This is a genomic window from Burkholderia sp. LK4, assembly GCF_001043615.1.
Classification (GTDB): Bacteria; Pseudomonadota; Gammaproteobacteria; order Burkholderiales; family Burkholderiaceae; genus Burkholderia; species Burkholderia cepacia.
This window is the reverse complement of the sequence record NZ_LDUL01000018.1, coordinates 39371-62591: the sequence shown is the minus strand read 5'-3', so window position 1 is coordinate 62591 and position 23221 is coordinate 39371. Positions and strand designations below refer to the sequence as shown.

Here is a 23221-nt window from a genome sequence, read left to right as displayed (position 1 = left end):
GGTCAGCGCTCCTGTTTGCGCAGCAGGACGGCGGTCATGGCCAGGATGGCCGGCGCCGCCGCGAGCAGCGGCCAGAACTGCGACGACAGGTCGCCCAGGCCGAGCGCCTTGTTGTAGACGCCGCGGCTGATCGCGAGCATGTAGGTGGCCGGGTAGACCGCCCCGATCCACTTGCCGGCGCCTTCCAGCGACGACAGCGGCGTGAGCAGCCCCGAGAACTGCACGACGGGAATCAGCGTGCCGACGATCGTCATGAAGATCGCGGCGATCTGGCTGCGCGTGAACGTCGACGCGAACAGGCCGATGCCGGTGGCCACCACGTTGAAGACCAGCACCGCGGCCGCGAGCGTGAAGAAGCTGCCCTTGATCCGCACGCCGAACGCGACGTCGGCCAGCACGACCATCAGCAGGAAGTTCAGCATGGCGAGCATCACGTAGGGCGCCTGCTTGCCGAGCAGGAATTCCGTGCGTGTGACGGGCGTGACGTACAGGTTGACGATCGACCCGAGCTCCCGTTCCCGGACGACGGCGAGCGCCGTCAGCATCGCGGGCAGCATCAGCAGCAGCATCGGCATGATGGCCGGAATCATCGCCGGCAGGCTCCTGACGTCCGGGTTGTAGCGATAGCGCACGGCGATCTCGACGGCCGGCGCGAGCGACGCGCCGAGCCGGCGCTTCGCCTGGTCGCGCAGCCAGTTCTCGTGCATGCCGGCGACGTAGCCGCGGATCGTCTCGGCGCGCATCGGCATGGCCCCGTCGATCCACGCGCCGATCTCGACCCGGCGGCCGTGCGCGACGTCCCGCGCGAACCCGGGCGGAATCTCGATCGCGAGCGACAGCTGGCCGTTGCGCATGCGGCGGTCGATCTCGCGCTCGTCCGCGAGCGGCGCGCGCGGCACGAAGTAGCGCGAGCCGCCGAGGTTCTGCGCATAGTCCTGGCTCAGGATCGACTGGTCGCGGTCGAGCACCGCGAACGTCAGGTTGTCGACGTCGAGGCTGATGCCGATGCTGATGACGCACATCAGGACGAGCGACCCGAACAGGGCCAGCGTCGCGCGCAGCGGGTCGCGCCGCAGCTCCAGCACTTCCCGCCACAGGTAGCTGCCGGCGCGCGCCGGGCTGAACCACGCGGCCGCGCGGGCGGTGTCGGCCCCGCTGGCGGGGGCCTCGGGCGGCGCGCTCAGCCAGCCCGCGTCGGACGCGGCGTCCATCGGGACGCTGTCCGCACGCTGCGCGTCGGTCAGGTACGCGATGAACGCCTCCTCGAGCGTGCCGGCGCCGCGCATGCGCACGAGTTCCCCCGGCGACGCGCTGGCGAGCACCCGGCCCGCGTGCATCAGCGAGATGCGATCGCAGCGCTCGGCTTCGTTCATGAAGTGCGTCGAGATGAAGATCGTCACGCGATCCTGCCGGGCAAGCTCGATCATCAGCCGCCAGAAGTCGTCGCGCGCGACGGGATCGACACCCGACGTCGGCTCGTCGAGGATCAGGAGTTCGGGCTTGTGCACCATCGCGACCGCGAGCGACAGCCGCTGCCGCATGCCGAGCGGCACGCTTTCGGGTAACGCGTCGAGTACGCCGGTGAGCCCGAAGCGCCCGGACATTTCGTCGACCCGCCCCGGCACGTCCGCCTCCGGCACGCCGAACAGGCGCGCATGCAGCACGAGGTTCTGCCGGACAGTCAGCTCGCCATACAGCGAAAACCCCTGCGACATGTAGCCGACCCGCCGGCGCGTGTCGATGTCGTCGGCCGCGACCGGCTGGCCGAACAGCGTCGCCGTGCCTTCGGAGGCCGGCAACAGGCCCGTGAGCATCTTCATCGTCGTCGACTTGCCGCAGCCGTTGGAGCCGAGGAAGCCGAAGATCTCGCCGCGGCGGATTTGCAGGCTCACGTGATCGACCGCGACGAAATCGCCGAACCGCATCGTCAGCCCGTCGGCCTCGATCGCGTAGCCGGCGGCGGGTTCGGGCTGGAACGGCGCGATCCGGATCGGCTCGTGCCCGCGCCGCTGCGCGTCCGGGAGCAACGCGACGAATGCGCCTTCGAGCGTGTCGCACCCGGTGCGGGCCAGCAGCTCGTCCGGGCTGCCGGTCGCCAGCACCCGCCCGGCGTCCATCGCGATCAGCCAGTCGAAGCGCCGGGCTTCGTCCATGTACGCGGTCGCCACCAGTACGCTCATCGCCGGGCGGGCGGCCCGGATGCGCGCGATCAGTTCCCAGAACTGGGCGCGCGACAGCGGATCGACGCCGGTCGTCGGTTCGTCGAGGATCAGCAGGTCGGGATCGTGGATCAGCGCGCAGCACAGGCCGAGCTTCTGCTTCATGCCGCCGGACAGCTTGCCGGCGGGGCGATCCAGGAACGGGTGGAGGCCGGTGCTGCGCGTGAGCGCGTCGATCCGGCGGCGCCGCTCCGCCGCATCGTGGCCGAACAGCCGCGCGAAGAACTGCAGGTTTTCCTCGACGGACAGCGTCGCGTAGAGGTTCCGGCCCAGGCCCTGCGGCATGTACGCGATGCGCCGGCACACGCGCGCGCGATGACGGCGCGACGACAGGTCGGCGCCGAGCGCCCAGACGCGCCCCTGCTGGATCGCGCGTGCGCCGGACACGAGCGCGAGCAGGCTCGACTTGCCGACCCCGTCCGGGCCGATCAGCCCGACCATGCGGCCGGCCGGGATGTCGAGCGTCACGTCGTCGAGCGCGGCCTTGTCGCCGTAGCGCAGCGAGACGCCGGACAGCCGCGCGACCGGCGCGGGTGCCGGCGGCGTTTCGGTCGCGCCGGCACCGGTATCGGCCGGGAGCGCCGATTTCATTGCGGCACCCGGACGGCGAGGCGCGCCGGCCACGCGGCGTTCGGATCGACCTTCAGCCACGCGACACCCGGCAGCCCGGTCTTGACGAGCTTCAGGTGGCGCTGCAGCAGGTCGCGGTCGATGCGCGCCTTCACCCGGAACATCAGCTTCTGCCGTTCGGTGGCCGTCTCGACCGTCTTCGGCGTGAACTGCGCGGTACTCGACACGTACGACACGCGGGCCGGAATCACGTATTCCGGCGCGGCATCGAGCACGATCCGCACGTCGGCGCCGAGCGGCACGCGACCGACGACCGTCTCGGGCAGGAAGAACGTCATGTAGACGTCCGACAGGTCGACCACGTTGACCACCTTGCCGCCGGCCGGCAGCACCTCGCCCGATTCGGCCACGCGATACTGCACGCGCCCGTCGCGCGGCGAGGTCAGGTCGCTGTCCGAGATGTCGGCCTGCACGCGCGCGACGGTTGCCTGCGCGGCCGTCACCGCGGAGTGCGCGGCGACCAGCTGGGCCCGGGTCGCGTCGATCGCGGCCTGGGCAGCCTGCACCTGCGCGCGCGCCGCATTCACGGTCGCCCGCAGGCTGCCGGCGCGTGCGCGATCGTCGTCGAGTTCCTGCATCGACGACGCGCCGTCGCGCGACAGCGTTTCGGAGCGCGCGAGCCGCCGGGTCGCCGCATCCAGTTCGCTTTCCCGCTGGACGACGACGGCCTCGGCCGCCGCCTTGTCGCTGCGCCGCTGCGCGACCTGCGCGTCGATGCTCGCCGCCGTGTTCACGGCCTGCTCCTCCCGGGCGCGCGCCTCGTCGAGCTGGGCCTGCAGGACGACCACGTCCATGCGCGCGAGCGGCTGCCCGGCCTTCACGAAGTCGCCTTCGTCGACGAGCATCGCGGTGACGCGTCCCGGCAGCTTGGTCGCGACGTCGATCTCGGTCGCCTCGATGCGGCCGTTGCCGCTCACGAGGCCGGCATCGGCCTGCCCGTCACGCCAGCGCGTCCATCCGAAATACGTGATGCCGATCGCGAGCACGGCGACGCCTGCCCCGATCAGAAGAGGGCGCTTGAGGGTTTTCATCGTGTGGAATCCGGATTCGTCGATTCGTTGGTCGGTCGCGCGACGGCCGCGTCGCCGTCGTGCGTGGCGCCGCCGAGCGCGCCGTACAGCGCGACGCGGCTCGACAACAGCGCGCGACGCGTCATCACCCATTGCTGCTCCGCGTTCATCAGGTCCCGCTGCGCGTCGAGCACCTCGAGGAAGCGGGTCGCGCCGCTGTCGTAGCGCAGCTTCGCGAGGCGGGCCCGTTCGGCCTGCGAATCCAGCGTGGCGCGCTCGATACGCACCTCGTCGGCCAGCCAGTAGCGGGACGCAAGCGCATCGGACACGTCGCGAAACGCGCTCTGGATCGTCCGCTCGTACCGCGCGAGCGCTTCGTCGCGCTGCGCGTGCGCGAGCGCGAGATTCGAGCGGTTGCGGCCGCCGTCGATCAGCGGCAGCGTCACGTTCGGGATCACCGACCAGACGCCGGTGCCGGACGTCAGCAACTCATGCAGCGCGCTGCTGCCCGAGCCGATCGAGCTCGTCAGCGCGATGCGCGGAAAGAACGCGGCGCGCGCCGCGCCGATGTTGGCGCGGGACGCCTGCAGCTCGTGTTCGGCCGCGATCACGTCCGGCCGCTGCGCGAGCAGCGACGAGGGCAGGCCGGGGGCGAGCGACGGCGCGACGGCGGCGTCGTCGAGCGCGAGCGGCGTGCCGGCCAGATCCGGCGGCGCACCGACCAGCAGGGCCAGTGCATCGGCCGCCGATGCGCGCGCCTGTTGCAACTGGGCGCCGAGGGATTCCGCTTGCTGCAGCAGGATCTCGGCCTGCGTCAGGTCGAGGCGCGAGATCGCGCCGGCCGCATGGCGAAGCCGGAAAATCCGCAGCGACTCGCGGCGCGTGTCGATCGTCGCGCGGGTCAGCGCGATGCGCTCGTCGTATTCGCACAGCGTCAGGTACGCGTTGGCGACCGACGTGATCACGCTCAGCGTCGCGGCACGCCGGGCCGCATCGCTCGCGAGATAGCGCTGCAGCGCCGCTTCCTTCAGGTTGCGCACGCGGCCCCAGAAATCGAGTTCCCATTGCGTCTCGGCCAGCCGGACCTCGTAGGCCTGGCCGATGAACGGGGTGGGCGTGAGGAGCCCGCCCGGCGCGCGAAACCGCGCATAGGCCGCGCCGGCGCCGATCGTCGGCCACTGGTCCGCGCTGCGGATGCCGTAGACGGCACGGGCCTGTTCGACGCGCGCGACGGCCGCGCGCAGGTCGCGATTGTTGGCCAGCGCCTGCGCGATCAGCGCCCGCAGGCGCGCATCGACGAAGTAGTCCTGCCATGCGGGCACCTGCGCGGCCGCGGGCGTGGCGCCGGCCGACGGATCCGGAAAGGCGGCCGGGATCGGCGCGGCGGGGCGCTGGTCCGGCGGGGCGAGCGACAGGCATCCGGACAGCAGGCCGATACTCGTTGCGAGCGCAACGAATCGCCCGTACCGGGAAGCTGCAGTGCGGAACACGACGGGAAGCGCGGTGGCGCGCATGGAAAGCCTCGGCGAATACGGAAACGCGGGGTGGCGCCGCCTCGTGGCGTCGCCGCTTCGGGTTCACTTATATCCGACGATTGACGCTCCTACCCTTGATCTGCATCACTTCCGCGGGAATGCGTTTCGAGCGGTGCTTCGGTTGACAGGCGCGCCGGAACATGGCCCCGGGCCGGCGGGTTGCGCCGGGCCCGACGCGGTCGCGCGCGTCACGGCCGGTCGCCGGGGGCGAGGTTCAGCAGGACGGCGAACGAGAGGATGCTCAGGATCAGCGTGACGATCGAGTATCTGAACACCCGCTCGTCGAACAGCATGCCGTGAATGATGCCGCCCAGCGATGCGAGCGCGATGAATACGCTGAGCGTCGCCAGCGAGATGCGGTATTGCCTGCGGTTCATGACGGTCTCCCGGGGAACGGCGGTCGCAACGATGCGAAGCGTGCGGGCCGCCACGAATGTCGCGGCGCCGCCGGGGTCATGATCGCGGCGCGCCCGGTCGCGCAGTTGATCTGCGTCAACGGAAAAATCGGGATCGAGTGGGTGCGACGGCGGCTGCCGCAAGCACGGCGTTGATTGATCCTCGTCAAACCGCCGGCGCCGCCTTGCGCGATGCTGAATCCGGTGCGGCCCCATCGCCGATCGCGAATGTCGCGACCGGCACGGCCCGACAGGAGACGGCAATGAAGTCCGATGCGGCACTCAAGCAGGATGTCGAGCAGGCGCTGTTCTGGAATCCGGCGGTCGATGCGCGACGGATCGACGTCGACGTACACGACCGGATCGTGACGTTGCGCGGCACGGTCGACAGCTGGGCCCAGAAACTCGAGGCGCAGAAAACGGCGCTGCATGTCGAGGATGCGCGCGCGCTCGTGCTCGAACTGAACGTCGCGCCGCCGGAGAACGCGTGCGCGGACCAGGAACTGGCGATCGCGATCACGTTCGCGCTCGGCTGGCAGGAGGCGCTGCGCGATCACAAGATTCGCGTCGAGGTCGATCACGGTTGCGTGACGCTCGACGGTGAAGTCGATCATGCATACCAGAGCCGGGCGGCGGAAAAGATGGTCAGCCGGATGATCGGCGTCGTCGGCGTCGCGAACCGGATCCGCGTGCGCACGGACCACACGGTGCCGGACGTCGGCACGCGGATCGCCGAAGCGCTTGCGCGTCGCGCGCGGCGCGAATCCGCGGGAATTGCGATCGACGCGGCCGACGGCATCGTCACGTTGACGGGCAAGGTCGCGTCGCTCGCCGAAAGGCGCGCCGCGTGCGGTGCGGCCGGATCGGTGAGAGGCGTCAGGGAGGTCGTCGACCGGCTCACCGTCGGCTGACGGTTCGCCAGTGCTGTCTACAGCGAGGAGAAGCAGTCATGAACCGTTCGAATTCCGGCCCCGGCCGACACCCTCTGCGCCACGACAGGCGCATGCAGCCGCATACGAAGGACAGTTACCGCGATCCGAAGCGGCCGAAGGGCGACAGGATCTGCGAAGGCTGCGGCGCCGTCTGCGACGCGGGTCGCTGGACGTGGTACGCGACGCCGCTCGACCGGCGCCAGCTCGAATGCCCGGCCTGCAAGCGCATGCGGGAAAACCTGCCGGCGGGCGAACTGGTGCTGCACGGCGCGTACCTGTGCGCGCACCGGGCGACGATTCTCGACCTGCTCGAGCGCCAGGCCATTCTGGAGACGAGCGAGCATGCGCTCGAACGCATCATGGAAATCGAGAAATCCGCCGATACGCTCGTCGTCCGCACGACGGGCGTGCACATGGTGCGACGGCTGGCGGAAGCGTTGCTGCATGCGCATCACGGCGATCTCGCGCTCAACTATCGCGATGGCGAGGACATCCTGCGTGCGCAATGGACGCGCAACGACGCATGAACGGAGGGGTGTCCGGCGAGCGGGCCGACGTGCGACGTGCTGACGCTGCGGCTCGAAGCCGAACACGTGCCGTCTGTCCGCCTGCGGATTGCCGGCGAGACGCGCGAGAACGTGTGCGTGACCGAGACCGAGACCGAGACGGGGCGTGAATACCGTTTCCCGATGCCGGGGCCGTCGGTCACGGCCGCCGAGTGGCGCGACTGCGCGGCCCGCATCGAGGCCTTGCGACCCGTGCCGCGCGATCTCGTGCTGGCCGGCGACATTCACCGGCTATAACCCGTTGCCGCTGCAGCCCGGCATGACGCTCGGCGAGCTCGCGCGGCTTTTCAATGCGTGCCTGCATATCGGCGCGGCGGTCACCGTGGTGCCGATGGCGAACTACGCGCGTGCGATGCGTTTCGACGACACCGCAATGCCGCGCACCAACGGATCGATGCGATTCTCCACGGCGTCGTGCAATGGCAAAATTTGCCAAAACATGCCGTTTTGTGGCTTTTCACGCGGATGTCATCTCGCGTCGCGATAGTGCGAAATCGCGCACCAGTCCCGGGGATCGACCCGAGGGACGCGGCGCACGGCAACCGACACGCACGCTCCGAACGGGCGGTGCATGACATCTCGACAGAAGGAGCTTCCCATCGTGAACGCCATCGCAGCGGCGGATGCTTACGACGTGATCGTCGTCGGCGCGGGCATCGTCGGCCTCGCCCATGCCTATACGGCGGCGCTCGAGGGGCTGCGCGTCTGCGTGGTCGAACGCGACGCCGCATGCGTGGGCGCGTCGATCCGCAATTTCGGTTTCGTCACGGTGACCGGGCAGCACGCCGGGCACAGCTGGCGGCGTGCGCGGGCGAGCCGCGAGGTCTGGGCGGACGTGGCGCCGCAAGCCGGCATCGACGTGCTTCACCAGGGCCTGCACCTGATTGCGCGTCGCCCCGAGGCGATGCACCTGATCGATGCGTTCATGCAGACCGGGATGGCCGACGGCTGCCGGGTCATGACGCCCGGCGAAGCGGCGGCCGTGGCGCCGGAACTGCGGCTGGACGGCGCGCAAGGCGTCCTGCACAGCCCGCATGAACTGCGCATCGAGCCGCGTACCGCGATCGGGTTGCTGGCGTCATGGCTGGCCGAGCGCTTCGGCGTGCGGTTCCGCTACGGCGAGATGGTGCACGAGGTGCGCACGCCGACGGTACGCACGTCGCGCGGCGTGCTGCATGCGGAGCGCGTGATCGTCTGCGGCAACGCGGACAGCCGTCACCTGTACGGCGACTGGTTCGCGCGGCACGAGGTCCGCCTGTGCCAGTTGCAGATGCTGCGCGTGCGGCCGCGCCGCCCGCTGGCGCTGCGCGCCGCGGTGATGAGCGACCTGAGCCTGCTGCGTTACGCGGGTTTCGCGGCGCTGCCCGCCGCCGGCGCGTTGCGTGCGCGCCTGAACGCGGAGGAGCCCGTGTGCGTCGGGTACGGCATCCACCTGATCGTGGTGCAGAGCGCCGACGGCAGTCTCGTGGTGGGCGATTCGCATGAATACGGCGCCGCACCGCTGCCGTTCGCAACGCAGGAGATCGATGCGCAGATCCTGCGCCTGCTGCACGAGACGCTCGATGTGACGGAACTCGATGTGGTCGAGCGCTGGACCGGCAGCTATCCGTCGGCGTCCGATGCCGATTGCGTGATCGAAGCGCCGGACGACGGCACGCGTGTCGTGGTCGTGACGAGCGGCGCCGGGATGAGCACGGGCTTCGGGATCGCGCAGGACGTGTTTGCCGCGTGGTGACGGCATCGACGAGCCGGGGAGGCTCGCGCGGTTGAACCGGCCGGCGCCTGCCGATCGACAGCAGGCGCCGGCGCGATCATGCAGCCGTCACGCGTGACGGCGTGCGCCGCATTCGCCGCAGAACAGGTCGTCGGCGGCCATCGGCTTGTGACACTGCGCACACGCCGTGGCTTCGTCCGTGGCGGGCGAGGCCGTATCCGACGCCGGCAGCGAAGCCGTGCCGGCCGCGCCGGCGGCATGTGACGCGCGTGCTTTCGCGAGGTGATCGGCGGCGCGCTCGCGTGCCTGTTCGGCGTGGCGTTTCGCGTCCGCGACGTGCTGGCTCAGTTTCTCTTCGGTCGCGGAGAAATCGACACCGCTGACCGTCTGCAGATAGATGAGATCAGAATCCAGTGGGACAGAACGTTGGACATGATGGTCTCCTTGACCCGGCTCGTTTCTCTCTCTGGGGTGGCGGGTGCCGACGTGCAGCTGTCGTTGTTCCGTCGTGCGCTCACACACCGTATACCCGGCCAGCACGGTACCTATTCCCGAAGCCGCGCGACGCATTTCCGCTGCATGTCGTTCATTGCGGGAATAAACGGGCTGGTTTCCCGGTATGTCGATCACGCACTGGAGGCATCGAGAGGAGGCGCCAATGCACGACAGGGAGAAGCAGGCCCGCGACACACCGGGCCGGGCGCAGCGCGATCGCGAGGGCACCTCGAACGTGGGCGGGGTGCAGCGGTCGTCGTGGTTGCGGGAGGGCGGCATGCGCCCGCCAAAGAGCAATCGTGCCTTGCGTCGCGCACCGCACACGCATGACCCCGACGACGGTCGACCGGTGTCGGCGCATGACCTGATGCGCAAGACCGCGCGGAGGCTGCAGCTCGGGTCCGGCATCCTGCTGTGGCTTTATATTTCGATTCACATGGTCAATCACGCGCTCGGCATCTGGTCCATCGATATCGCCGAGCGCGGGCTGCACCTGGCGATCGGGCTCTGGCAAAGCCTGCCCGGAACGATCGTGCTGTACGGCGCGGCCGGCCTGCATTTCGCGCTGGCGATTCGCACCATTTACGGCCGCCGGCACTGGTCGCTGCCGCCCGCCGAATGGCTGCGTCTCTGGGCGGGACTCAGCCTGCCCATGCTGTTGATCCGCCACGTTGTCGGGACCCGCGTAGCGACCTCGTTCTACGGCTTCGAACCCAACTACGAACGGGTCATCGTGTCGCTTCTCACGAGCGGCACGCAGGGGCTGCAGATCGCGCTGCTTGCACCGGGGTGGGTGCACGGCAGTCTCGGGTTGTGGTTTCATCTGCGGCGGCGTGCGTTTTTTCGTCGCGCCAGGTTCGTGCTGCTGGCCTTGCTCGTCCTGCTGCCCGTGCTGTCGGCGGCGGGCTTCGTGCAGATGACGCGCGCGATCGTGCCGGAAAGTCTTGCCGTCCCGGCGCCCGATGCGGCGCTGGTCGCGCATCGCGCCGCGCTCGACAGCTGGCGGCATCTCCTCGTCGCCGGTTATCTGTCGCTGATTGCGATCGCCTTCGTTGGCGGTCAGTTGCGAAACCGACTCTCCGGCGACGATTTCCCCGATTCATCCGCCGAGCCGCGGTGAGAACCGACGCATGAATGAATACCGCGCACCCGCTCGCGATTCGCGATCCGCGCATGCCGGCTGCACGCGCAGCGGCGCAAGCCGGACAGGTAAAGTCTGCTGACAGAATCTGGCAGGGGCTTCGGCGATACTGTGCGTTTTCGCACCCGATGATCCGCGACGCGCGTCGAATCTCCACGTCATGACAACCACTCAAGTTCCCGTCCCGTTGAAGGAGTCGCTGGGGAAGCGGCAATTCCATGCGCTGTCCGACGCGCTGCATTCGATCGAGCCTGCCTTCGACCGGCCGGCATTTCTGGCGACGGCGCTCGAAGGCCTCGACGGCCTGACGTTGATGGAGCGCGTCAGGCGCGCCAGTCTTGCGATCGACACGGGCGCACGGCCGCTGCCGGGCGGGTACGATGCCGTGCTGGCGTTGTTGCAGGAGGCGGCGCCGCGACTGGGCCGGGGTTTCGTATCGCTCATCGCGCCCGATTACGTCGGGCAGTACGGTCGTCACGCGTTCGACCGTTCGATGGACGCGCTGAAATACTTCACGCCGTTCGGCACGTCGGAATTCGCGGTGCGCGAATTCCTGCGCATCGACCTGGCGCGTGCGCTCGCAACGATGGAAGCCTGGTCGCACGATACGGACGATGCCGTGCGCCGGCTGGCGAGCGAGGGAAGCCGCCCGCGTCTGCCCTGGTCGTTCCGGCTCCGGGACATCGAGGCCGACCCGTCGCTGGCCGCGCGGATTCTCGACAACCTTCGCTCGGACCCGAGCGCCTATGTGCGCCGCTCGGTCGCGAATCACCTGAACGACGTGGCGAAGACGCATCCGGCGTGGGTGCTCGATCGGGCCGAACGATGGGGCGCCGACCATCCGCATACGCGATGGATCGTCCGTCATGCGCTCCGCACGCTCGTGAAGCAGGGCAATGCACGAGCGCTCGCGATCCTGGGTGCCGACAGCGCGCCGCGTCTGGAAATCGGCCCGTTCGGCGTGACGCCCGCGCAGGTGGTGCTCGGCGAGTCGATTACGCTCGCGTGCGAGCTGCAATCGACGGCCGAGACCGCGCAGCGGCTCGTCGTCGATTACCGTATCGCGTATGTGAAGCAGAATGGCGACGCGTCGCCGAAGGTGTTCAAGCTGAAGGGGCTGACGCTCGAACCCGGGCAGCGCGTCACGCTGCAGCATAGTCGTCCGATGCGCGATTTCACGACGCGCCGGCACTATGCGGGCCGGCATGAGGTGGAGCTGATCGTCAACGGTCAGGTCGTTGCGCGATCGTTTTTCGAGCTCGCCGTGTGAGTGGCGGTTGGCGGGCGGGAGATGGGGCGGCCGACGTTTCGCGCTTGCCGGCCCTGCCCGCCGCACGGGCGTGGGAGGCGGCGAAGGTGTTGCTGAACGAGTCAGCGGTCGCAACCGGGAGTACGCGTCAAACACGTAGTCGTCAGGGTTAGGCATTTGCTGTCGGCTCCCCGCCGCGCGTTCCGTGCGCCGCGCGCCGGTCGGCGGCACTGAGTGTCGGAGGCGCCACTCACACAGCACCCAGCGCGGAATCGGATCGGCAATCCGGAGCGCGCCGCTATCGCTCGACAGAGCCGCGCCCGAGTGTCCAGTTTGCGTCCGGACGGAACGGTGCAGGTTCCGTTTCATGGGGCCGGATTGGAGAGCCATGCCGGCATTGGCTCACGGGGCGGGCACGATGCAAAGATAAACGAAATGTGATCCCTCCCTCCCGCAAAATTTTGCACAATGGCGGCAGCGCGGCGCATTGCCGCGATTCGCTCCCCGGGGAACCCGGCCAGCCGGCCCGGGCCCGGGGCCGGCCCGAACCGATACCCGACCTCGGCACCGACGTGCCGCCATCCGCCGCCATGGACCAACCGAAACGCATCCTGATCGTCGAAGACGACGCCGACATCGCCGACGTGCTCAGCCTGCACCTGCGCGACGAGCGCTACGAGGTCGTGCACAGCGCGGACGGCGCCGAAGGGCTGCGCCTGCTCGAGCAGGGCGGCTGGGATGCGCTGATCCTCGACCTGATGCTGCCGGGCGTCGACGGCCTTGAGATCTGCCGGCGCGCGCGGGCGATGACGCGCTACACGCCGATCATCATCACGAGCGCGCGCTCGAGCGAGGTGCACCGGATCCTCGGCCTCGAGCTCGGCGCCGACGACTATCTGGCCAAGCCGTTCTCGGTGCTCGAACTCGTCGCGCGTGTGAAGGCGCTGCTGCGCCGCGTCGATGCGCTCGCGCGCGATTCGCGGATCGATGCGGGTACGCTCGACGTCGCGGGGCTGGCGATCGACCCGATCGCGCGCGAAGCGAGCGTCGACGGCGCGCGTATCGACCTCACGCCGCGCGAATTCGACCTGCTGTATTTCTTCGCGCGGCACCCGGGCAAGGTGTTCTCGCGGATGGACCTGCTCAACGCCGTGTGGGGTTACCAGCACGAAGGCTACGAACACACGGTCAACACCCACATCAACCGGCTGCGCGCGAAGATCGAGGCCGATCCGGCGGAGCCCGTGCGGATCCTCACCGTGTGGGGCCGCGGCTACAAGCTCGCCGCGCCGGGCCAGCGGGACGGATGATGAAGCTCACCCTCACCCAGCGGCTGTCGCTCGTGTTCTCGGTGCTGCTGCTCGCGTGCTCGGGCGCATCGGCGTGGCTGCAGATCCGCGCGAACGACATGCGCGAACAGGAAGTCGTGCAGGGGCTGTCGCGTGACCTCGCCGCCAATATCGTCGACAGCGTGACCCACAGCGCGCCGCTGATGGACGCGAACGGGCTGCGCCCGGACGCCGTGCGCACGCTGTTCGGCCAGCTGATGGGCGTGAACCCGAGCGTCGAGGTCTATCTGCTCGACAACGCGGGGCGCATCAAGGGCGACGATGCGCCGCCCGGCCACGTGAAGCGCGACCGCGTCGATCTCGCCCCCGTGCAGCGCTTCATCGCGGGCGAGCCGCTGCCGATCCTCGGCGACGACCCGCGCAGCCCCGACGCACGCAAGGTCTTCAGCGCCGCGCCGCTGCAGCGCGCGGGGCAGCCGCCGTCGGGCTACATCTACGTGGTGCTGCTCGGCGAGGCGCACGACCGGCTGGCCGCGCGCGTGGACGCCGGCAACGTGCTGCGCACGACGCTGTGGTCGATGGCGCTCGTCGCGCTGCTCGGCCTGCTCGCGGGCCTTACCGCGTTCAGCTTCATCACGCGCCCGCTGCGCCGGCTGACGGACGCGATGCGCCGCTTCGACGCGAACGGCACGCCCGACACGCAGCCGCCGGTGCCGCGCTCGCGGCCGGGCCGGCGCGGCGACGACATCGTCGTGCTCGAATCCGCGTTCGCGCAGATGGCCGACCGGATCGGCGACCAGTGGCGCGCGCTGACGCACCAGGACCAGCAGCGGCGCGAGCTGATCACGAACATCTCGCACGACCTGCGCACGCCGCTCACGTCGCTGCACGGCTACCTGGAGACACTGTCGCTGAAGGCCGACACGCTCGCCGACACCGAACGGCGTCGCTACCTGTCGATCGCACTCGCGCAGAGCGCGAAGGTCGGGCGGCTCGCGCAGGCGCTGTTCGAGCTCGCACGCCTCGAATCGGGTGGCGTGCAGGCCGAGCGCGAGCCGTTCTCGCTCGTCGATCTCGTGCAGGACGTGTTCCAGAAGTTCGAGCTGACCGCGCAGGCGCGCGGCGTCGCGCTGCATGCGCGGATTCCGGCGCGGGTACCGGTCGTGTCGGCCGATCTCGGGATGATCGAGCGCGTGCTGACCAACCTGCTCGACAACGCGCTGCGGCATACGCCTGCGCACGGCGAGGTCGAGGTCGCGCTGGAGCCGCGCGGCGACCGCGTGCTCGTGACCGTGGCCGATACCGGGGAAGGGATTCCGGCGGCGCGGCGCGAAGGGTTGTTCCAGCGGCCGCAGCGGCCGATGAGCGGCGGCGCGGTGACGAGCGGCGGGCTCGGGCTGCTGATCGTGCACCGGATGCTGGCGCTCAACGGCAGCAGTATCCGGCTGGTCGACCGGCCCGGGCGGGGGGCGGTGTTCGAGTTCGCGCTGGCGGTGGCCGCGCCCGCGACCGGCGACGGGCGCTGAGCGCGGTTACTGCTCGCGCTCAGCCGCCGCGCTTGTTGCGCCGCACGTCGCTCGGCGTCATGCCGGTCCAGCGTTTGAACGCGTGGCGGAAACCCACCGCATCGCTGAAGCCGAGCGTCGATGCGATGTCCTCGGTGCTGAGCGTGGTCGTGCCGAGATAGTCGATCGCGAGCGCCTTGCGCACGCTCGCCAGCAGTTCGCTGTACGAGGTGCCTTCGGCTTCGAGCTTGCGGCGCAGCGTGCGCGACGTGATGCACAGGATCGCCGCGATCGCGTCGATATCGGGGAATTGTCCCGGCGTGCGGGTGAGTTCCTGGTACACGCGCCGCGTGACGCCGGCCTGGCTGCGCAATTCGTCGAGCAGGCTCGCGCAGTGCGACGACACCTGCGCGGCGGTAATCGGATTCGCGAGCTGCGGCGCGCGCGCGAGCCACGCGGCCGGGTAGCTGAGCACGTGATGCGGCTGGTCGAACGCGATCGGGCATTCGAGCGCATCGCCCAGCAGTGCCGCGTGCGCCGGCTGCCGCTGCGCGAACTGCGCGCGCGCGGGCACGCACCACGCACCCATCACGTCCTTGATGATCGTCACGTGCAGCGCGAACTGCATGTCGATCAGGAAACGGTACAGCGGCTCGTCGAGATCGGGCAGCGCGACTTCGTGCCGGTCGGGAAACAGCCACGACGCGGTATCGCCCTGTTCGACCCAGCGGATCGCGAGCATGCCGTTCGCGAGCCGGTGATATTTGACGGCCGATTCGAACGCGTGCGCGAGCGATTCCGAGCACAGCATCGCGTAGCCGTACATCCCGTAGCTCGTCACGTGCAGCCGGTGGCCGACGCGCACGCCGAGATCGGTGCCGTCATAGCGGCCGATGGCATTGCGCGCGGCCGTGAGGAACTGCAGCGGCGACGTGAGCGTGAACGGGTCCGCGACGGCGGCCGGCGTGAGGCCGGTACCGTCGAGCACCGCGGCCGGGTCGATGCCGGCTTGCGCGGCCACGTCGAGCAGCACGGCCAGCTTGGCCGGCGTGAAGCGCTGCTGGCGCAACGTGTGGGCCGGCTCGAGGTCCGGCAGGCGGGCGGCGCGGGCGGTCGTCGGGTTCAAGGGCACACTGCGCGGCATGGGAACATCCTGCGTCCGAATCGATATCGTTTACGGCACGCAATTCTGCTCGGGATCGGTCCCATGCGCCACAGGGTTCACCCTGACGATCACGCGACAGTCGATGCGCGAGCGCGCTCAGCCCCGCTCGTCCGCACGCGTGCGCAGGATCGCGTCGGCGAACTCCACGAACCCGCTGCCGCCGGGGCCCTGCGTGATCCAGCGCGGCAACGCGGGCAACTGCCGCAGATAGTCGACCACGGTGCTCATGCCGGCCGTGTGCGTGAAGTAGCCGAACATCGGCGCATCGTTGGTGGAATCGCCGGAATAGGCGACGCAATCGCGCGCCGCGCCGGCGCCCGCATCGACGCCGAACGTGTCCGACAGCACGCGCAGCGACATCGACAGCTTGTCGTACCCGCCGACCCAGCCGATGATCCACAGGTTGTTGATGGTCGCGTCCGCGCCGGCCTCGACCAGCGCGTCGCGAACCCGGTCGTCCTGGTCGCCGCCGGTGCGGGCGTACGCGAGCGACGTCAGCCTGAAATCCTGGTCGTCGGCGTGGCGGGCGGCGGGGACGGCCGCCTCGACCTGCCGCGCGATGCGCCGGAGTGCGTCGCGCGCGCCGGCGAGCGCATCGTCCGCATGCCAGTAACGGCGTTCGACGCCGTGCCCGTCCGGGCCGCGCCGGATGAAAAGGCCGCCGTTCTCCGCGATCACGCCGTCGACCGGCCACATGCGCGCCATCTGGTCGCACCAGCCCGCCGGCGCGGCCGTCACCGGGATCACGCGGATGCCGCCCGCCTGCAGGCGTTCGAGCGCCGTGTAGGTGCGGGCGGACAGGCGGCCGTGATGGGTCAGGGTCTCGTCCATGTCGGTCAGCAGGAAGCGGACGGACGAGAAGGTGTCGGCGGGGGCCAGGGAAAGCGGCTGCATGGTTTCGACAGCGGAATGACGGGCGTCGATTATGAAGAAGGGCGCCCGGCCGTGCCATGCCGCTTGCTGCTTTGCAATTCGTGCCGGGGAATAAGCGGTTTCCCGCGCCGGCCGGCGAAGTTGTCTGGACAAGCGCGCCCGCCCGCGTGTCCGTTTCGATCATCTTTTCGGCCGCCCGGATCATTTTCAAAGCGCGCCGCGCGGGCGATAGTCGCCGGTCAGGCGACGGCCCGCGCTTCTGGCGTGCAGGCCGTCGCGCGAACGGCGCGCGGCCGGCGCGCCGTCCCCCGTGGAGTGAGACATGACGAACAGACACTGGACCGGGTCGTATGGCTCGATCCCCGCCGAGATCGATCCCGATCGCCATCCTTCCGTAAGCGCGCTGCTGGACGACGCGATGCACCGTTTCGCCGATCGTCCGGCGTTCCATTCGTACGGCCGCACGCTCAGCTATGCCGACGTCGACCGCCTGTCGACGGCGCTGGCCGCTTATCTGCAGCAGGTCGTGGGCGTGCGCAAGGGCGATCGCGTGGCCGTGATGCTGCCCAACGTGCTCGCGTTTCCGGTCGCGTTCGTCGCGGTCGCGAAGATCGGCGCGATCCAGGTCAACGTGAACCCGCTCTACACGGCGCGCGAGCTCGAGCATCAGCTCAACGACGCAGGCGTCGAAGTCGCCCTGGTGTGCGGCGGGTCGATGGGCACGTTCGCCGAAGTGGTCGGCGGCACGCGCGTGCGTACCGTGCTGAGCGTCGGGCGCGGCGATCTCGGCGTCGTCGATGCGCCGGCCGGGGCATGCGACGCGCTGCCGCCCGGTTCGATCCCGCTCGCCGACGCCATCGCCGCCGGCGAATCGCTCGCGTTCGAGCCGGTGCCGCTCGGCGGCGCGGACCTGCTGCTGCTGCAGTACACGGGCGGCACGACCGGCCTGTCGAAGGGGGCCGCGCTGTCGCACCGCAACCTCGTCGCGAACATCGCGCAGTTCGGCGCGATCGTGCCGGCCGCGCGCGAGCCGGGCGAGGAGGTCGTCGTCACGGCGATCCCGATGTATCACATCTTCGCGTTGACGGTGAACTTCCTGTCCTACTTCGCGATCGGCGCGCAGAACTGGCTGGTCGCGAACCCGCGCGACATGGACGGCTTCATCGACGTGCTGAAGGCCGCGCGGCCGACGGTATTCGTCGGCGTGAACACGCTGTATGCGGGGCTCGCCGGCCATCCGCGCCTGACGGAAGTCGACTGGTCGCGGTTGAAGCTGTCGGCCGGCGGCGGCGCGGCCGTGATCGACGTGATCTCGTCGCGCTGGAAGGCGGTGACGGGCAACTTCATCCGCGAGGGTTACGGGCTGTCGGAAACGTCGCCGGTCGTGTCGTTCAACCCGCAGTCGATCGATACCTTCACGGGCACCACGGGCCTGCCGCTGCCGTCGACCGACGTGAAGCTGCTCGACGACCAGGATCGCGAAGTCGCGATCGGCGAAGCCGGCGAAATCTGCGTGAAGGGGCCGCAGGTGATGAGCGGCTACTGGCAGAAACCGGACGCAAACGCGGCCGCGTTCACGGCCGACGGCTATTTCCGCACGGGTGACGTTGGCGTGTTCGATGAAGCCGGTTTCCTGCGGATCGTCGACCGCAAGAAGGACATGATCATCGTGTCGGGCTTCAACGTGTACCCGAACGAGGTGGAAGCCGTCGCGACCGCCATGCCGGGCGTTGCCGAATGCGCGTGCATCGGCGTGCCGGACGCGCGCACGGGCGAGGCCGTCAAGCTGTTCGTCGTGCTGGCGCAGGATGCGTACGTCTCGGAGGAACAACTCGTCGCGCATTGCCGCGCGAGCCTCGCGGCCTACAAGGTGCCGAAGCTGATCCGCTTCGTCGACCGCCTGCCGAAGTCGACCGTCGGCAAGATCCTGCGTCGGGAACTCAGCCGCACCGACTGATGGCGTCGGCGCGCCGCGCAAGGCCCGGCGCGCCCCGGGCCCGGAAGGCCCCACGTGGGCCGCTCAAGTACAATGCGAGCGGTTCGACCGACGGGGACGCGATGACCGGTTCAGATGCACTTTCCGCCCAGCCCGGGCCCGGGCGGGCGCTGCCTTCGCCGAGCGCGACGGTGCCGATCTCGCTCGTCAACGGCTTCCTCGCGAGCGCGGGCGTGCAGCGCGACGTGGTCGAGCGCTACCTGCGCGGGGCCGGCATCCCGATCGAGCTGCTCGGCGAACCGCATGCGCGCGTGACGGAGGAGCAGTTCTCGACGCTGTACCGCACGCTCGCGATCGACCTCGACGACGAGATGCCCGGCATCTTCTCGCGCCCGCTGCGCGGCGGCACGCTGAAATACCTGTGCCTGAGCCTGCTCGACGCGCGCAACCTCGAAACGGCGCAGCATCGTTTCGGGCAATTCTTCCATATCCTGCTCGACGATTTCTTCGTCGAATCGAAGCGCGACGGCCTCGTCGCGCAGGTGCTGCTGCGCCCGAACGACGCGATCGGCCCGATCGGCGCGCTCGGCCAGGAACTGATGCTCAAGCTCGTGCACGGCGTGTGCTCCTGGCTGATCGGGCAGAAGATCCCGCTGCTGCAGATCGAGTTCGCGTGCCCGCGGCCGCGCCATGCGGTCGACCACCTGTATTTCTTTACCGGCTCCGTGCAGTTCGACTGCGAGCGCACGCTGATGCGCTTCAGCGCGGACTACCTCGATGCGCCAATCCGGCAGAGCAAGCGCAACCTGCGCAAGTTCCTCGCGCGCGCGCCCGGCGACTGGATCTTCGAATCGTTCAGCGAACAGCTCGTGTGCCATCGCGTGCGGCAGTACCTGTCGGCCGCGTTGCCCGACCTGCCGGCGATCGACCAGGCGGCCGAGCACCTGCATTGCTCGGTGCGCACGTTGAGCCGCCACCTGGCCGCCGAAGGGACGACGTTCCAGGTGCTCAAGGACGAACTGCGGCGCGACATCGCGATCCAGCGGCTGACCGACACGCCCGACACGATCGCGGCGATCGGCGCCGACATCGGCTTCGACGATCCGAGCGCGTTCCATCGCGCGTTCCGGCACTGGACGGGGAGCACGCCGGGCACTTACCGGCGGCGCGCGTAGCGTGTGGTTTCAGCGCGGCCGGTTGCGCATGACGGGCTCCCGGTGCACGCGCCCGCGGTCGCCGGGTCCGGCCGCACGCGGCTGACGCCGCCGCGGGATGCGGTCATGCACGCGTCGGGCCGCCCGGGCAGCAGCGATGCCGGCCGTCGCCGGTCGCAAGCGACGGCCGGTAATCGACGCGCGATCAGCGCCAGTGGGTCTCCACCCATTCGCACACGCGCTGCCACGCGGCGGAATTCATGTACGCGCGGGTTTCCTGCTCCATCTCCGGCACTTTCTTCCACTCGTCCAGGCCGATCGGTTGTCCGAGCAGGAAATTGCCGCGCTGATAGCCACTGCCCAGTATCTGCTCGACCTGGATCGCGGCGATCGCCGCCGTGGTGTCCATCGTCAACCCGAGCAACGCCGCGGCCGGAACGTTCCCGCTCGCGAACGGCCACAGCCACGTCGAAACGCCCCAGTTCAACGGATTGCCGACCGCATCGGGCGGAATGCCCTGCGGGCTCGTTCCGGTGCCGAGCGACAGCAGGCGCACGTCGTTCAGGCTGCCCACGAGCCCGTTGCCCAGCGCTTCGGCAATGGCGGCCACCGACGGGTTGTTCGCGAACACGCCGCCGTCGGCGAAGTAGCCGAGGCCGGCGATTTCGTACGGCGGGAAATAGGCCGGCGCGGCCGACGTCGCAAGCGCGGCATCGGACAGGCGGATGTCCCGGTACGGGTTCCTGGCGCCGTTGGAGAACGTACAGGGCGTCCAGCTTTTCGTGGACGGCTCCCACAAGCGCGCCGAGTTGATCGCGACGAAGCGGGACACGTCGGTCAGCCTGGCAGTACCGAGCAACTTGTTCGCGATCTGCTGAACCCCGGTGTTGACATACTCGCACGCGCGCAGGCCCGGCCCGGCCTGCACGGTGCCCTGCTCGAGCGCTTGCTGCTGTTCCAGCCACGCGCCGTTTTTCTTGAAGATCGCCGCGCCCTGCGTGCGGTAGATGTCGACGATCTCCGCAATGGGCGCGCCACGCGCGAGCCCCAGGGCGATCAGGCCGCCCGTGGACGTGCCGGCGAAGCCGTCCGCTTTCGCGATGATCCCGCTTCGCTTGTCGAGGTCCTGGATGAGCAGTGCGGTGATCAACCCGCGAATGCCGCCGCCGTCGCAACTGAGAATCCTGAAGGTCATCGTGTTTCTCCTGGTTCGGGTGAGAGTGATGCTCGTGCCGCTTCGCATCGGGCCGCGCACATCACGTGACCGCCTGCTGGCGTTCCGCGCGCCGGGTGGCGTCGTGAACCTTGCGCCCGCTGACCCATGTCTCCTGCACGACGATCTCGCGCAGTTGATAGGGGGTGCCGGATTGGACCTGCAGCGGATCGCGCTGCAGAATCACGAGGTCGGCCTGTTTTCCCTCCTTCAGCGAACCGACCTGATCGTCGAGATGGCATTGCCACGCCGCGTCGATGGTCACCGCGCGCAGCGCCTCGGGCGCGCTCAGGCATTCGGCCGCGTTGAGTACCGCGAGCTCCGGGTCGGCCTCCATCGCCCGCCACATTGCCTGGTCCATATAGCGCAACGGCCCCAGCGGCGAGACGAAGTGATCGCTGTGCAGGCTGACGCGCAGGCCCTCGCGCAGTGCCGACTTGCATCGATCGAGCTTCTGCGCGCGGTCTTCGCCGAGAATGGTGTTCCGGAACGCGCGCCCCCAGTAGCCCACGTGGCCGATCAGGAAACTGGGCGAGATGTCCAGCCGCTTCATGGTGCGCAGATCGTCGTCGTCGAGCAGCGACGCATGTTCGAGCCGGTGGCGCAACGGTTCCGCTTGCGCGACCGGCGCGGGAGCGGGCGAAGCGGGCTCGGGAACCTTGCTCAGCACCAACTGGTAGGCGGCCAGCACGTTGGCGATCCCCTCGTCGCCGTTCGCATGGACCAGGATCGGCCAGCCCGCCGCATCGACCTGCTGCATGATCTGCGCGAGCGAATCGATCGGCGTGAAATTGAACAGGCCGTTCGGCCCGACGCCGGGCACACTGTGCTGGGCGCAGCACTTGTACGGCGCGCTTTGCAGGCCGGTCAGGCCCTGGTTGGAACCATCGGCGATCAGCTTCATCGCGCGGATGGTGAACAGCGATTCGGGCGCGCTGTCCAGTTGCGGCTTGAACTGGTTGAGCCACAGCGGCCAGAGGTCGTTGTTGCCGAACAGGGCGCCACCCATGCGCACCGTCATCCACGGCGTGCTCGCCAGCGCCTGCAACAGGACCACTTCATAGAACCCCAGCCCCATCCCCACGCCGGCGTCGAACAGGGTGGTGATGCCGCGCTCGTTCGCATTCGACATCACCTTCCGCAAGGCGGACAGCAACGCGATCGGCGTCGGGCGCGGGACGGTGTTCGTCATCAGCGTGACCTGCGATTCGGTCAGCACGCCCATGGGGAAACTGGCCTCGAGGCCGGCGGCCTTCAACGCGGCGCCGTTCGCATAGCCGAGATGCCCGGAGGCATTGATCAGGAACAGGCATGTGTCCGTGCTGATCTTGTCCAGCCATTCGCGGTCGATATCCACCCATTCGAGCATCAGCGACGGGTCGACGCCGCTGCCGCACACCCACTTTTCGCCATTTTTTCCATTGGGCTGCGCATCGTCGACCAATGCCTTGAGCTTGTCCGCGATGGTCTTGGCACTGTAGGCCGGATTCAGTTTCTGTTCGACGAACGGGGACAGGTCGTGCCACGGCTGAGTGAGGAACACGGCGCTGGGCAGCAGATGCGCGTGTGGTTCGATCAAGCCGGGCAGCAACGCATGGCCCGGTTCGAGCGTCTGCTCGCGCGCCCGGGGATAGCTGTCGCGCATGCGCCGGCGAACCTCATCGAGCGTACCCGTGGCGATGACCTTGTGTTCGGCGATACCGAGCGCTTCGACACGCGTGTTGCAATCCTCCGGGTCCGGGTAGATCAGCCCGCCGTGAAAGATGACGGCCTCGGGCGCGCCGGGTGCTTCGAGCTGGCTCAATTCCTTGAGCAGGTCCTGCCATTCGCTCTCGCTCTGGCCAAGAGCGCCTGCGAGCAAATGCGGGCTGCAGCATGCACATCCGAGCTGGTTTCGATGGAACATGGTCCGATCCTTTTCAGTTTTTATTGCATTGATCGCGATTGTTTTAAAAAGGAACATCAGGTCGACCGGCGAGGTCGTACACGGAATCCGTGAATCGTGATGCACAGGCAGTTGCGAAACAGATGCTTGCGTGCGCATCGGTTTCGCGGGGATCGCGGTATGGCGTCGCCGTCAATATCCGCCGTGGATCGTTTCGGAAATCAAAGCGCCGCGCGGGATAATGCGTCGAACAACGTGATACGGGAATCGTGAGGCTCGCTTCATGAAACGATGAGGCGGAATGATACGGATGCC

At 68.9% G+C, this 23221-nt stretch carries 20 protein-coding genes; 11 read left to right on the top strand and 9 right to left on the bottom strand.

Annotated features, from left to right (window positions below):
- Positions 1-2 precede the first annotated feature (2 nt).
- From rbbA to VK92_RS10120, 4 genes are all read right to left on the bottom strand, one after another.
- Positions 3-2810, bottom strand: a complete 2808-nt coding sequence (gene rbbA / locus VK92_RS10135) for a ribosome-associated ATPase/putative transporter RbbA (RefSeq protein WP_048028713.1) — start codon at positions 2808-2810, stop codon at positions 3-5.
- Positions 2807-3880, bottom strand: a complete 1074-nt coding sequence (locus VK92_RS10130; RefSeq protein WP_021163492.1) for an HlyD family secretion protein — start codon at positions 3878-3880, stop codon at positions 2807-2809. Before VK92_RS10130 ends, rbbA begins: the two co-directional genes overlap by 4 nt.
- The gene (locus VK92_RS10125; protein WP_048028640.1) at positions 3877-5373 is read right to left on the bottom strand and encodes an efflux transporter outer membrane subunit; all 1497 of its coding nucleotides are present in this window, start codon (positions 5371-5373) and stop codon (positions 3877-3879) included. The genes VK92_RS10130 and VK92_RS10125 overlap by 4 nt, the downstream gene beginning before the upstream one ends.
- A 209-nt stretch (positions 5374-5582) precedes the next feature.
- Positions 5583-5771, bottom strand: coding sequence for a DUF2964 family protein (locus VK92_RS10120; protein WP_042977964.1), 189 nt, complete (start codon positions 5769-5771; stop codon positions 5583-5585).
- Between the two features lie 281 nt (positions 5772-6052).
- Here VK92_RS10120 and VK92_RS10115 point away from each other — a divergent pair, with 281 nt between their 5' ends.
- From VK92_RS10115 to VK92_RS10095, 5 genes are all read left to right on the top strand, one after another.
- Positions 6053-6700: a BON domain-containing protein gene (locus VK92_RS10115; protein ID WP_048028642.1), complete on the top strand. Its 648-nt coding sequence runs from the start codon at positions 6053-6055 to the stop codon at positions 6698-6700.
- Between the two features lie 38 nt (positions 6701-6738).
- The gene (locus tag VK92_RS10110; RefSeq protein WP_048028644.1) at positions 6739-7248 is read left to right on the top strand and encodes a BCAM0308 family protein; all 510 of its coding nucleotides are present in this window, start codon (positions 6739-6741) and stop codon (positions 7246-7248) included.
- Between the two features lie 36 nt (positions 7249-7284).
- Positions 7285-7524: a hypothetical protein gene (locus VK92_RS10105; RefSeq protein WP_048028646.1), complete on the top strand. Its 240-nt coding sequence runs from the start codon at positions 7285-7287 to the stop codon at positions 7522-7524.
- 22 nt (positions 7525-7546) lie between these two features.
- Positions 7547-7774 (top strand): exo-beta-N-acetylmuramidase NamZ domain-containing protein, encoded by a 228-nt coding sequence (locus VK92_RS43465; protein WP_423064353.1) that lies wholly within the window; start codon positions 7547-7549, stop codon positions 7772-7774.
- Between the two features lie 84 nt (positions 7775-7858).
- On the top strand, positions 7859-9022 hold the full coding sequence (locus VK92_RS10095) for a TIGR03364 family FAD-dependent oxidoreductase (RefSeq protein WP_048028650.1): 1164 nt from the start codon (positions 7859-7861) through the stop codon (positions 9020-9022).
- Between the two features lie 87 nt (positions 9023-9109).
- On the opposite strand, the gene VK92_RS42415 is transcribed toward VK92_RS10095, so the two are convergent.
- On the bottom strand, positions 9110-9631 hold the full coding sequence (locus VK92_RS42415; protein ID WP_197094485.1) for a hypothetical protein: 522 nt from the start codon (positions 9629-9631) through the stop codon (positions 9110-9112).
- A 28-nt stretch (positions 9632-9659) separates the two neighbouring features.
- Between VK92_RS42415 and VK92_RS10085 the strand changes: the two genes are divergently transcribed.
- The 4 genes from VK92_RS10085 (at position 9660) to VK92_RS10070 (ending at position 14701) form a co-directional block, all read left to right on the top strand.
- Positions 9660-10616, top strand: coding sequence for a hypothetical protein (locus tag VK92_RS10085; protein WP_331457807.1), 957 nt, complete (start codon positions 9660-9662; stop codon positions 10614-10616).
- A 181-nt stretch (positions 10617-10797) separates the two neighbouring features.
- Positions 10798-11907, top strand: coding sequence for a DNA alkylation repair protein (locus VK92_RS10080; protein WP_048028654.1), 1110 nt, complete (start codon positions 10798-10800; stop codon positions 11905-11907).
- 569 nt (positions 11908-12476) lie between these two features.
- Positions 12477-13196: a response regulator transcription factor gene (locus VK92_RS10075; protein WP_021162521.1), complete on the top strand. Its 720-nt coding sequence runs from the start codon at positions 12477-12479 to the stop codon at positions 13194-13196.
- Complete coding sequence (locus VK92_RS10070) at positions 13196-14701, top strand: sensor histidine kinase (protein WP_048028717.1); 1506 nt, start codon at positions 13196-13198, stop codon at positions 14699-14701. The genes VK92_RS10075 and VK92_RS10070 overlap by 1 nt, the downstream gene beginning before the upstream one ends.
- Before the next feature lie 19 nt (positions 14702-14720).
- On the opposite strand, the gene VK92_RS10065 is transcribed toward VK92_RS10070, so the two are convergent.
- The gene (locus tag VK92_RS10065; RefSeq protein WP_048028656.1) at positions 14721-15824 is read right to left on the bottom strand and encodes an AraC family transcriptional regulator; all 1104 of its coding nucleotides are present in this window, start codon (positions 15822-15824) and stop codon (positions 14721-14723) included.
- A 117-nt stretch (positions 15825-15941) separates the two neighbouring features.
- Positions 15942-16739 carry an HAD-IIB family hydrolase gene (locus tag VK92_RS10060; RefSeq protein ID WP_048028658.1) on the bottom strand — a complete coding sequence of 266 codons (798 nt, stop codon included), beginning with the start codon at positions 16737-16739 and terminating at the stop codon, positions 15942-15944.
- Between the two features lie 301 nt (positions 16740-17040).
- Here VK92_RS10060 and VK92_RS10055 point away from each other — a divergent pair, with 301 nt between their 5' ends.
- Both VK92_RS10055 and VK92_RS10050 read left to right on the top strand, forming a co-directional pair.
- Complete coding sequence (locus VK92_RS10055; protein ID WP_048028660.1) at positions 17041-18675, top strand: AMP-binding protein; 1635 nt, start codon at positions 17041-17043, stop codon at positions 18673-18675.
- Positions 18675-19829, top strand: coding sequence for an AraC family transcriptional regulator (locus VK92_RS10050; protein WP_048028662.1), 1155 nt, complete (start codon positions 18675-18677; stop codon positions 19827-19829). Before VK92_RS10055 ends, VK92_RS10050 begins: the two co-directional genes overlap by 1 nt.
- 184 nt (positions 19830-20013) lie before the next feature.
- On the opposite strand, the gene VK92_RS10045 is transcribed toward VK92_RS10050, so the two are convergent.
- Together VK92_RS10045 and VK92_RS10040 are read right to left on the bottom strand one after the other, a co-directional pair.
- Positions 20014-21003 carry a patatin-like phospholipase family protein gene (locus tag VK92_RS10045; RefSeq protein WP_048028664.1) on the bottom strand — a complete coding sequence of 330 codons (990 nt, stop codon included), beginning with the start codon at positions 21001-21003 and terminating at the stop codon, positions 20014-20016.
- Between the two features lie 61 nt (positions 21004-21064).
- Positions 21065-22927 (bottom strand): amidohydrolase, encoded by a 1863-nt coding sequence (locus VK92_RS10040; protein ID WP_048028666.1) that lies wholly within the window; start codon positions 22925-22927, stop codon positions 21065-21067.
- Positions 22928-23221 lie beyond the last annotated feature (294 nt).